At 33.5% G+C, this 12783-nt stretch carries 10 protein-coding genes and 1 other annotated feature; of the genes, 9 read left to right on the top strand and 1 reads right to left on the bottom strand.

Annotation, left to right across the window (positions count from 1 at the left end):
• The first annotated feature begins 9 nt into the window (after positions 1-9).
• A complete protein-coding gene (locus tag VZL98_08310) occupies positions 10-876 on the top strand; it encodes an ABC transporter ATP-binding protein (GenBank protein ID WVH62696.1) in 867 nt (288 codons plus the stop codon).
• 123 nt (positions 877-999) lie between these two features.
• On the opposite strand, the gene brnQ is transcribed toward VZL98_08310, so the two are convergent.
• Positions 1000-2367 (bottom strand): branched-chain amino acid transport system II carrier protein, encoded by a 1368-nt coding sequence (brnQ, locus tag VZL98_08305; protein WVH62695.1) that lies wholly within the window; start codon positions 2365-2367, stop codon positions 1000-1002.
• A 201-nt stretch (positions 2368-2568) separates the two neighbouring features.
• On the opposite strand from brnQ, the gene VZL98_08300 reads away from it, so the two are divergent.
• From VZL98_08300 to argH, 8 genes are all read left to right on the top strand, one after another.
• On the top strand, positions 2569-4521 hold the full coding sequence (locus VZL98_08300; protein WVH62694.1) for a putative glycoside hydrolase: 1953 nt from the start codon (positions 2569-2571) through the stop codon (positions 4519-4521).
• Positions 4522-4593: 72 nt separating this feature from the next.
• Positions 4594-5310, top strand: a complete 717-nt coding sequence (locus tag VZL98_08295) for an acyl-ACP thioesterase domain-containing protein (GenBank protein ID WVH62693.1) — start codon at positions 4594-4596, stop codon at positions 5308-5310.
• Between the two features lie 72 nt (positions 5311-5382).
• Positions 5383-5718 carry a hypothetical protein gene (locus VZL98_08290; GenBank protein ID WVH62692.1) on the top strand — a complete coding sequence of 112 codons (336 nt, stop codon included), beginning with the start codon at positions 5383-5385 and terminating at the stop codon, positions 5716-5718.
• A 347-nt stretch (positions 5719-6065) separates the two neighbouring features.
• Positions 6066-8636 (top strand): ABC transporter permease subunit, encoded by a 2571-nt coding sequence (locus VZL98_08285; GenBank protein WVH62691.1) that lies wholly within the window; start codon positions 6066-6068, stop codon positions 8634-8636.
• 39 nt (positions 8637-8675) lie between these two features.
• Positions 8676-9542 carry an ABC transporter ATP-binding protein gene (locus tag VZL98_08280; GenBank protein WVH62690.1) on the top strand — a complete coding sequence of 289 codons (867 nt, stop codon included), beginning with the start codon at positions 8676-8678 and terminating at the stop codon, positions 9540-9542.
• Between the two features lie 146 nt (positions 9543-9688).
• Positions 9689-9899 (top strand) — a binding site (T-box leader).
• A 49-nt stretch (positions 9900-9948) separates the two neighbouring features.
• Positions 9949-10863 carry an argininosuccinate synthase gene (locus VZL98_08275; GenBank protein WVH62689.1) on the top strand — a complete coding sequence of 305 codons (915 nt, stop codon included), beginning with the start codon at positions 9949-9951 and terminating at the stop codon, positions 10861-10863.
• Positions 10853-11179: a hypothetical protein gene (locus VZL98_08270; GenBank protein ID WVH62688.1), complete on the top strand. Its 327-nt coding sequence runs from the start codon at positions 10853-10855 to the stop codon at positions 11177-11179. Before VZL98_08275 ends, VZL98_08270 begins: the two co-directional genes overlap by 11 nt.
• Before the next feature lie 15 nt (positions 11180-11194).
• The gene (gene argH, locus VZL98_08265; protein WVH62687.1) at positions 11195-12580 is read left to right on the top strand and encodes an argininosuccinate lyase; all 1386 of its coding nucleotides are present in this window, start codon (positions 11195-11197) and stop codon (positions 12578-12580) included.
• Positions 12581-12783 lie beyond the last annotated feature (203 nt).

Here is a 12783-nt window from a genome sequence, read left to right as displayed (position 1 = left end):
TATTAGATAATGGCTGTACTAAAAGTTAACGACATTACCAAATCATATGGTAAGCATATAGTATTAAACAAAGTCAACTTAGAAATAGATAAACCCGGCATTGTTGCTCTTGTTGGACCCAATGGTTCCGGCAAGACGACTCTAATGAATATCATAGCCAATATTCTTTCAGCTGATTCCGGGAGCGTTGAAGTACTCGGAAAACCCAATAATGATGTTTCTATATTTTACGACTACTCCTATCTTATAGATAATAATGTATTGTACGATCATTTGACGGGTTTCGATCATTTAAAGTATGTAGCCGAGACTCATAAACTGGGGGGAGATTCAATAGAAAAAGCGGCTTCGTACTTGGGTGTAACCCATTTTTTAAATAAGAAAGTTTCAGATTACTCATTGGGCATGAAGCAGCAGCTACTCTTTACAATGGCTGTGATTAATAATCCTAAACTGTTAGTTTTGGACGAACCTTTTAATGGTTTGGATCCAAGTACAATAATAAAGGTGAGAGAAATCTTACTAGGTTTTGTTGAGGAAGGAAAGACCGTCCTACTATCTTCACATAATCTATCAGAAGTAGATCATATGACAAATCATATTGTTTTTGTAAAAAATGGAGAACTTATAGAAGAAGATATATCGATTTATAGAAAGGGCAAGTACTACTTAAAGGTTGAAGATGCTGAAAAGATAGTTAACGAGTTCGAAGAGAAAAATATGGAGTCAAGAGGGGATGAAATCGTCTTAACTTGCGAAGATATAGAATTTTCGGAGATAATGAGAAGGATAATGGATATTAGCACAATTTTTTCTATACGCAGAGAAGAAATCGGAGCTGAAGAAAGGTATAAAGAGCTATACGAATATAAATAGATTTATTTACGGGTAATAAAAAGGCATTGTCAAAACGAGGAGTTTTGATAATGCCTAATTTTTAAAATCTTATAAATACTGATAATTTTAAATATGATTACCGGTATGGAAATTCATGATAGTTTAAAATGTGCTCTTTGTAACATTATTAGATTTATAGATGAAACCGGAGACAAATCTAAATATCAATCCAAGCAATAAACTTGGAACTAACCAAGCAAATCCAAGTTCTGCAAAAGGCAGTGAGTTCATAAAATCCTTGGATACCGCAAAAAAGTTGGTAAATGCATATGATACGGAATGGCCGAAGTAAGCATTCAGTATTGCCGCTACTTTTGGGACTGTATAAGAGATACCTTGAATTGCACCTATTATAAAAGCTCCCAAAACGGCACCGATATATGATGCTCTATTCAAAAACCTATCGAATAGTGACATAATTATAAGGACCAAGGTCATAGGATATATTGTTACCAGTATTGGCACTGCTATAGAAACGATTGAATCTACCCCGATTGTCGCCATTACAGCACTGAATACACTTATTCCGATAACCATTGCATTATAGGATATCTTATTTTTAGTTAATTCGGAGAAAAATGCACCGACTGTAGCTGTAAGTCCAATTGCAGTTGTCAAACAAGCGAGTGCAACTGCTATCCCCAAAACAATAGCTCCAAAAGAACCCCAGAGAGATCTGGCAATAAAGTTAAGCAGCTCTATTCTAGTCATATCGCTTGAAACCACAGAGCTTGTAGTGGCTCCTACATATACAAATCCGCCATATACCAGAGACAGACCTATAGCAGATATTATTCCTGCTATAATTGTCATGCTTAGAATTGTTCTATGCTCTAAATACCCTTTGGATTTGATACCTTCGATGACCACAATGGTCAAAATAATTGAACCGATGGCATCCATTGTTTGGTATCCTTCTTCAAAACCCATCTTAAAAGTACGTACGGCATTCACGTCTGTTGGAACACCTATTGGATCTATAAATGATTTAACCAGCATTGCTGATAGTACGATAATCAATACAGGTGTAAGGACGCCGCCTATTCTGTCTATCAGCTTGGAGGGCGTTAGTACAAAGTAAAGTACAATTGCAAAAAATATTATTGAACCGACAGCGGGACTTATATTTATGGGAAGTGGTCTAAGTCCAATTTCATAAGTGGTTGCTGCAGTTCTGGGTATTGCCAATAGAGGGCCGATAGATAGCATTATCAATAGACCTAGAGTTTTAGAGAAAACCTTTCCAACTCTATCGCCAAGATCTTCTATATGTCCTCCGGCTTTAGCAGTTGCTATTACTCCTATAACCGGAAATCCAATACCTGTGAGCATAAAGCCCAACATGGCCGGAAACCATTTATCACCACTCAATAAACCCAAGGTTGGTGGAAAAATTAGATTTCCTGCTCCAAAAAACATTGCAAATAATGCGAGTCCGACTATAAGAGTATCTTTACTTTTTGAATTCAATGCTTTACCTCCTAATACTACAAAAGTTTGGAAATATTATCACATATATTATAACCTATTTATCAGAAATAAACCATAGGGATTTAATTAATTAACCATATCACACCTATTTGATAAAAAATATTAATTTCTTATTCAACTACAAATTGCAATATATTGATGCCGGCTAGAGTATTATAGTTTGTTATATCTGAACAAATATTGTATAATAAGCTTATATCAAAAGATATGATGGGAGACAATATGAACAGAACTGAAGAATCAAGACAAAGAAGAAGGCAAAAAGCAAGAAAAACCAATATTATTGCAACGGCAGTGATAGTAGGTGTTTTAGTGCTTTTATTTTTGCTGGTCAGAGGGATAAGCAGTTTTGGTAAGTCGAAAACCGGTGATACGACTAAACCAGGAACGGTCGAGACTGATAAGAAAGACACCGATGACAAAGGCAAAGATACTGATACGAAAAAGCCCGATGACAAAGAACCTGTTAAAGATAAGGATGAAGATAAAAAAACTGAAGAAGATAAAAAAATAAGTGAGGAAGAAAGACAGAAACTCGAAGCTGAGAGGAAAGAAAAGTATAAGGAGTTTTATGTCCCGCTTCCGTTAGAGACTAAAACAGCTGAAGACAAGAATGTTAAAGGACTTTATGTTACTCAAACTACTGCAGCATATGAGTTTTCTGAAGACAATATTAAATTGTACGAAGAGTATATCAAGTATATAAAGGGCGAAGTAGCTTCAGAGCCTGCAGGACTTGAAAATGTAAACAATTTAGAAAAAATCCTTGCCATATGTAATCAAACTGAGATAAATGCTCTAGTTATAGATATTAAGAGTGATGATGGATATTTAACTTGGAATTCGGATGTCGAAGTATTTAATCAGCTCGATACTGTAATGCCGGCATCATCAGATAATTTTAATAAATTATTGGAATACATGAAAACTCACGACATATATCCTATGGCTCGTATAGTTGTTTTCAAAGACTTTGTACTTCCTGAGATAAAACCTGAACATGCGATGCAATTAAATGAAGGTGGAAAGTATACAGATAATCAAGGGATGCCTTGGGTAAACCAGTATGACAAATTTGTCTGGGATTATGTACTTGCAGCATCAAAAGAAGCTGCACTCAGAGGATTTAAAGAGATTCACTTCGATTATATTAGATTCCCCGACAATGCAGCATATTATAATGAAATTGTCAATTTCCCGGGTAGAGACGGAAAGAGAAAAGACGACAATATTCATGACTTTATAATGTATGCAAAGCAGGAACTTGAACCTTATGGTGTTAAAGTCGGTGCAGCAGTATTCGGTATAATAACCAAGAGTTGGGAAGATAAACCGGAAGACATCGGTCAGACTTGGATAAAGATTGCCAATGGAGTAGATATAATAAGTCCTATGATTTATCCTAGTCACTATTCAACGGGCTGGTACGGATATGAGTACCCTGATGCTCATCCGTATGGTGTATTCAATCAGTCGCTTAGGGAAGCACTCGAGAAAAACTCTTCAATTGAAAAACCTGCAAAAATAAGACCATGGATACAAGGCTTTACAGCTCCATGGGTGGATGGACATATAGACTACACACCGGAGGTTATAGCACAGCAAGTTAAAGCCGGGATAGAATTGGGAATAGATGAATACTTGGTTTGGAATGCTGTAAATGAATATGACCCGAGGACTTTTATAGAGACGACAAAATTTAGTGCAAATCAGACACTGGACCCTTCAAACCTACCCGATTTCAATATGGATATGTTACAAAATGAGAGAGATGGGGGAGAAGCTTCATTAAGGGACATACTGGGCAGAAGTCCATATGCAGCACTAGCTAAGTATTTGTCAGCTCTAAGCAATACCTATTATGATGAAACCTATCTACTAACTAAGAGAAGCGAAAGACAGGTGACTTACGGAGAGTACAATGAGGCAATGGGTGGTAAAGCACTTAAAGCGGAAAATTATGAAGTAACCGGAGTCAATAAAACAGATGATGGCTATGAATTTACAGTCAATGCGACTTTCAGTTCAAATGAAGGTAGAGCGGCACTTACAGACGGAAAAGTAAAAGTCATGCTTGAAGATCAAATGTTCAAAGTGATACCACCTGAACTGAAATTTGAGCCTGCAGAATAATATAAGAATACTAAGATTTAAGGAAGGTGAAAATACACTCGAAATCGGTATTGCGGTTTCGAGTGTTTTATTATGAACACTAAAACAAACTACAAAAGAAAGCCGGAAGCCGGTTATAAGATATTTACAGATAGAAAACTCAGCTTGCAAAAACTAGTGGAAGAATTGGTAGAAACATCGACATTACACTATCAGTCTGAATGGAAAATGGATGAAAATTTCAACTGGGTACTTTTATCTTGGAATATAAAGTTTTCAGAATTACCAAAAATCTATGATAATATAACAATAAGTACCGAGATAATAGGTCATGTCAGTTTCTTTATAATTAGGAAATATAGTGCATTTAACTCAGAAGGCAGCTTATTATTGGAAGCATATGCAGTGTGGTCTCTAATAGATGTGAATACAAGATCAATAATACGATTACCTAAAGACCTGACTTTAGATGTAAAAAAACTAAAAAGGTCGGAACTCGAAATCTATTTACCGATAATTGATATGCCGGATATATATTGTACACAGACCTTTGTTGCACCTACACATGAGGATATTGATTCAAATAATCATGTTAATAATGCAGTATACTTCAACTGGCTCGAAAGGATTATTCCTAGTTTTAGTTCCGATACATTGATAAACTCTACAATCAAAGTACTATACAAAAAAGAAATTCTACCTAATGAGAAAGTCAGGTTAAGATTTTACGAAAACTCTAAAAGTTTCGTACTTAAGATTACAAGTAAAGATGGTGACGAGATAAAAGCATTATTGGAACTGGTAAAATGATAGTTTTATAGTATTTTAAGTTCACTGCTTTTATCAACATTAAAACATTTATGTACAAATAAAGGAGGAAAAATGAAAAAACATTCTAAGAAGATATGTACATTACTATTAGTGGTATTATTTCTATTTAATCCGTTTACGGTAAATGCTGATGAAGTAAAGAACGAAGACAGTATGGAAAACTTTTGTAAAACTATCAAAGTAACAGAATATTATGACAGTTCATTCTCCATCTCGGAAAAACTTAGGTATAGAGAAGGTAAATTAAGAGGATTTTTGGATATTAAAAGCAAGAAAATTAATCATAATAAAGCTAAATGGGAAGTTGATTTTGAAGGCGAAATTTGTGAAACTGATGGCATAGAATCGAACATTTCCGGTGTGTATATACTGGTCTTGCCTTATTGATATTCTATTATCAGAAATAGAGTATATTTTTAAAAACATAAAATTATTAAATATAATTAATTGTCAAAAAAAAGACATATGATATTATTATGTTAAAAGATTAGAAGAGACTCATTTGTCATGAAAGCTTTAAGGGTGGATGAAAATGAGTAGGATCACATGATTAAAAAATTGAAGTAAAAGTAGAATATTGATATTTGTAATTGCTCTATTTATGATTATACAAATAGCTGCTCTAGCTTTAGCGGTTTGATTTGTAATGATTGTTCTTAACCTGATTAGTAGATAGATACAAGCGTTAACTATTATTAATACTCCACGCTTAATCTTTTCAATAGGAGGTAAGTATGGCAAATTTAAAACTGGATTTAAAACGCAGTTTAACAGTCCAGAGATTAATACTTTTCTTAATAATTTCTTTACTGCTATCCGGTGTACTATTCGCTTCAAATAAAATCTCGTCAGAACAAATATATATTAAAATTTTTGAAAAATACGATGGATACTATAGCGAAATGAGTAAACATTCCGGGTTGTTCTACAGAAATCTAAGCAAGAAAAATCTATCAAATGAGCAGATAGAATGGATGTTGGAACCACTAACAAATCTACAAGAATCAATCAGAGATATAAATTTATGGCATAGAAGTAAAGAGGGTATGGATTTATCTCATAGAATAGTCTCGTTTTATGAAAACTATGATATTTATAAAGAAAGAAAGTTTAGACCATCTTTAGATATACCCCCATTTGAAATAGAAAGGGATCTCAATTTACATAGAAATCTAATTGAGAATAATTTTTCATATGAAGATGATGAGTTTAGTTTAAAAGGAACTAATTTTCTACTCTCTTCTTGCAAGAAACTATATGGTGTATTTTTTGCAGTTTTTTTAATAATACTTATTTCTGATATTTTTACAGGTGATAAACAATCAGGATTAAGTAAAATAAGATATTTACAACCTAAAGATAAAAAACACATTTTAATAAGCAAGTGCATTGTATCGTTAATAAATCTAATCGTATTCGTATTAATATTTTCTATAAGCGCTATATTCATTTGTATGGTTTTTGGAGATGGGATGGGAAGTTTTGACTACCCTATTGAGATTGGACCAATGAATTATAAACTCCCAATTTTTAAGTTTAACTGGGAAAGTATTGCAAGTGAACAAATTGATAAAAACTATATTTTAAAACCACTATGGAATGTTTTATTAGTATTGAATCTAAACTTTTTAGGTTATCTTTTCATGCTTGTAGGTTTTATGGCTTTTGCATCAGAAATCTTTAAAAGTAAAACTGCTATATTATTAATCACATGTGGAATTGCAGTCATTCTTCATGTTTTAAGCATTCCGTATATAAACAGTTGGCAAAAAATCTATGGATATAAATTACCTCCACTTCCTATATTTTTACAATATCCATATAAATTTTTACTGAATTCGTGGTTTTCAATTATCGGTTTCATTGTCGGTATATTATCATTCATACTAATAATATTCTTAACAAATAGATTTAGACATAAATATGACTTTTCGAGCAGATTAACAGGAAAAAGTACAGTTGATATTATTAGGGAATATGAAAAAGAGAAAACTTATGGAAAATTTATTACCCAGTTTAGATTTGAAATCTTAAAAATGATTAGAGGAAGAAAGTTAATTTTATTAAGTTCTATTATAACCGTGTTGCTAATAGGGATTAGTGTGCATCATATAAAAACATATGATAATCTAAGGATTAATGAATTTGATAAAGTAAAAAGCACAATCCTTCGTAATGAAGAGCTATACAATGCAAATGTTTACGATCAAGATTATAAGATCTTACTTGATCAGTATAATTCTATTTATGAGCGCATGAAAAATGGTGATGAATCGGCTTTTATTGACAGAAGACTTTTAAATATAAAAACGGACTTCAAGAATAAAGAACCTTATCTAAAAGAACTGAGATATAATAAAAATTCATTAATTTTTGAGGAAAACATATACTCAGAATTAAACTCCAGACACAAAAATATGCCATTATCAAAATCAGATACTTCCTTTACTATTTTTCACGAAGATACAGGTTTTGAGGAGTATGTATCAAGATATCTAAGTTATTTACCTTATCACAATTCTTCAGGTTTTATAGTAAATAGTATTTTTAAGACCGGTCTTATTCTTTTAGTTCTACTGATAATAGGGCTGGTCGTATGGGAAGGGATTTCACAGGATGACAAAAGAAATAGAGGTTTTAACTTTATAATTCTTCAACCTATATCAAAAACTAAAATCATGATTTCAACTTATTTATCGCAAGTATTTAGTAGTGTACTGGTGTTTATAATGGCAATAATAGTGATGTTGTTATTAATGACAACAATGGGAGTTAAAAACGAGACTGATTTCCCTGTGATAAATTATAGCTTAATTAAGAATATCACTTATGATAATGAGTTATATAAAGACGATAATCCCTATATAGATCCATTTAATCCAAAATTAAAGGAATCTGAAATTTATATACATAATTTAAGATATTTTAAAGATAGAAAGATATCACCAATAGAGAATTTTAAAATAGATATCAATTTTAAAAATATTATTATTGAAAATACTGAACTGGTTTTAATAACCATATCTTCTATAATATTATTAGCATCAGTAAGTTTAATAATTTCAATGTATATTAAGAGTATAAGTATGAAAAAATTGATAATAATCATAATCATTTTATTTGGGTATTTTCTAAGTACTTCTGTATTATCTGGAGGTACCGGAGTTTTACCTTTTACAGCTATTAATTCTCCTTTTATTACATCCGGTGGAAGCTTATATAAGATACGATTCTATATTGCTGAAACCCTATGCTTGCATGATAATTCAATTGGTTTGGAGCATTATACTATTGGCTATAACTGATTACGTTTTTAAAAAGAGATACTCATAATGGAGGATATGATGAAAGGTATTGAAGTAGTTAATTTAAGCAAGTCTTATGGGAAATTACAAGTTCTTGATAATATTAGTTTTGATATAGATATGGGTAGTATCGTAGCATTGGTAGGGCCTAATGGTAGCGGCAAGACAACTCTTCTAAATATTATCTCTAACTTGTTAAATGAAGATAGTGGAAGTGTTCTGATTACGAGTCAATCGAATAAGGACTTTAATGTCTACAATACACTTTCATATATGACGGATAGTTCGGCCTTATATGAAGAGCTCTCAGCCATGGATCATTTAAAATATATATGCAATATAAGAAAACTTCCTAAATCAAGACTTTTAGAAGCGGTAAATGTATTAGGGATAGGATCTTTTCTAGATAAAAAGGTTAAAGGTTATTCAATGGGGATGAAGCAGCAACTACTATTTACTATGGGAATAATCAGTAAACCTAGGGTGTATATACTTGATGAGCCTTTTAATGCACTGGATCCGAGTATGGTAATAAAAGTAAGAAGCGAACTTAAAAGGATGGCTCAAGAGGGAACTTGTGTTTTATTGTCATCACATAATCTATCGGAAATCGATCTTTTAATTAATGATATAATTTTCTTAAAAGATGGGAAAATTCTAAGGGAAGATATAAGTAAGTACTTTGAGACGATGTACTGTTTTAAAGTAAGCGATGTTGACAAAGCTAAAGAGGCAGTGCTTGAGTATGATTATCAAATTATGAATGATGAAATATGGTATCCTGCCGGGGCAGATTTATCGGAATTTGTGCAAAAAGTAGCTGCAGTAACAGATATTTTAGATATTAGAAAAGAGAATCATGGTGCTGAAAAAAGATATAAAGAGATTTACTTTGACGAAGTTTAAAGAGGTAATTGTCTAGTATGCTATAAGAGATAAAAGTTATGGAAAACGCCCAAAAAGGAAATTTGAATAAAGATATTGCAATTAACTACAAAGCAAATAAAAGTATTAAAGTGTTGACAACAAAAAGCAAATGCATTATAATGATTACTAATTCGATGAAGTGTATGTAGTACTGTGGATGATTCCAGAGAGACCGGATAGGTGGGAGCCGGTTATCGTGAAGCTGTATGAAGTAGGAACATGGAGAATATACCGTGAGCTTTAAGTAAGCGGTATACGTATACCTTGCGTTAAAAGGCTTGAGTGGATGAGTTTATCTCATCAAAAGGAGTGGCACCGCGTATCTACGTCTCTTTTCCAATTGGAAAAGAGACTTTTTTTATTATTATATTACGGGGGTAAAAAGATGGAAAAATTGAATTTGAAGAAGGTTGTATTAGCGTATTCGGGAGGATTAGATACCTCAATTATCATCACTTGGCTTAAGGAAAACTACGGATGTGAAGTTATTTGCGTAGCAGCAGACTTAGGTCAGGAAGAAGAGCTTGATGGTTTGGAGGAAAAAGCACTTGCTTCAGGTGCCAGTAAACTGTATATTGAAGATTTAATTGATGAATTTATAGATGATTTTGCATTTGTGGCACTAAAAGCCGGTGCAAAATATGAAGGTGATTACTTATTGGGTACTGCAATTGCTAGACCTGTAATTGCAAAGAGACTCGTTGAAATAGCTCATGCTGAAAATGCAGATGCCATAGTACATGGATGTACAGGAAAAGGAAACGACCAAGTCAGATTTGAGCTTGGAATTAGAGCTTTTGATCCTGAAATCCCAATACTTGCTCCTTGGAGAGTTTGGGAGATAAAATCCAGAGAAGATGAACTCAAATATGCTGAAGAACACGGTATTCCAATAAAGAGAGCAGGGGATTCAAGTTACTCGGAAGACAGAAACCTTTGGCATATATCGCACGAAGGATTGGAGTTGGAAGATCCGGAAGCAGAACCAAATTGGAATAATATGTTGACATTGAGTGTAAATCCTGAGGATGCTCCTGATGAGCCTACTTATATATCCGTTGAATTTGAAAAAGGTGTACCGGTTGGAGTTAATGGTCAAAAAATGAAGGGTTCGGATATAGTTAGATATCTTAATGATGTAGGCGGGAAAAACGGTATCGGCATAGATGATATAGTTGAAAATAGACTTATCGGCATGAAGGTCAGAGGAGTTTATGAAAATGCCGGAGCTACAATTCTCTATCATGCACATTCATTCCTTGGAAGCATTGACTTTAGACAGAGATACCATGCATTATAAAATTGAAATTGCAAATAAATTAGCACAACTTATCTATAATGGACAATGGTTCTCGACTATTAGAAAGGCAATATCAGCATTTGTGGATGTGACTCAAGAGACTGTAACAGGAAGTGTTAAGCTGAAACTTTATAAAGGAAATGTCATCAATGCTGGAGCAAGTTCACCATATACTCTTTACCATGAAGAGTTTGCGACATTTGGTGAGGACGGAGTTTATGATCAAACTGATTCACAAGGATTTGTAAATCTCTATGCACTTCCAATAAAAGTTCAAACCATGATGAGAATAAAAAACGAGAAAAAGAACAAGTAGAGGAAAGGGGCAATAATGGGTATCTGGAGTGGAAGATTTTCTAAAGAGCTGGACTCAATAGCCAGCGAGTACAACTCATCTATTGGAGTTGACCATGTAATGTTTCGCGAGGATATAGAAGGATCGAAGGCACATGCAAAAATGCTATCAGAATGCGATATCATCTCAAAAGAGGATGAGGAACTTATTATAAACGGCTTGGATGGGATTAAAAGCGATATTGAGAATAAAACCTTGGAAATAGACATGAAGGCAGAGGACATTCACATGTTTATTGAAACCGAGCTTACGAAGAGAATTGGCGATGCCGGAAAGAGACTTCATACTGCAAGATCGAGAAATGACCAAGTAGTTACTGATCTTAGACTATATCTTAGAAATTTGATAACTGAAATAGAGTCGGAAATTGTAATGCTTTGCGAATCTATTATTGCCAAATCAGAGCAGAATATCGACAGCATAATGCCTGGTTATACTCATCTACAAGCAGCTCAACCTGTGACTTTTGCACATCATTTGATGGCTTATTGCCAGATGTTAATCAGGGATTTGAGCAGGTTTAGAGATGCTAAAACCAGACTCAATGAATCGCCGCTTGGAGCGGGGGCACTTGCTACGACGGTCTATAATATAGACAGACATAGAACCTCTGAACTCCTCGGATTTAACAAACCCATGCTAAACAGCATGGATGCAGTATCGGACAGAGACTTTGTAATTGAAACAGAGTACTGTGCATCTATGACCATGATGCATCTTTCAAGGCTTAGTGAAGAACTTATAATATGGTCAAGCCAGGAGTTTGGATATATAGAATTGGATGATGCATTTACGACGGGTTCATCTATAATGCCTCAAAAGAAAAATCCAGACATGGCAGAGCTTACAAGAGGAAAAACAGGTACTGTGATAGGGATTACCATGGGTATGATTACTACCATGAAGGGTTTACCTCTGGCATATAATAAAGACTTGCAAGAAGATAAAAAAGGTGTTTTTGAAGTAATTGACATACTCTCCAAAACGCTTAAAGTCACCAGAGGTATGATCGATACTCTAAAAGTTAATTCCGATACTATGAAGGCTAAAGCGAATAATGGATACATTGTAGCTACAGACTTGGCAGATTATTTAACTGAAAAAGGTATGCCATTTAGAGATGCTTACAAGATAGTAGGAGGTATAATTAAGAAAGCTTCGGAAGAGAAAAAGAATCTTGAAGATTATGGTATAGAAATGTATAGAGAATTCTCAGAAGTTTTTGATACTGACCTCTTCGAAGCCATCTCCCTAGAAAAATCCTTAAGCAGAAGAGCTGTATACGGTGGACCTTCACCGGTAGCTGTAAAAAAACAAATAGAAGAAACAAAAAAGATATTGAGTAAAACTAAAGAATCTTAGATATTTGACTTAATTTAGCCAAGAACATACTGTGTTTTCAATAAATCTCCGGCATACTTAAAACCGGAGATTTTTTAGTTCTCGATTAACAAACTCTTAAAATTGGATAAATTTTTAAAGAATGATATAATTAAATAGCAGTAGTTTTAGAGATTGATTTATAATGTAAAAAATAAGATAAATATATAATAAAAGAAATTAAT

The organism is Peptoniphilaceae bacterium AMB_02, assembly GCA_036321625.1.
GTDB lineage: Bacteria > Bacillota > Clostridia > Tissierellales > Peptoniphilaceae > Microaceticoccus > Microaceticoccus formicicus.
Note: the sequence above shows the minus strand (reverse complement) of the source record. Positions and strands in the feature narration are given on the sequence as shown.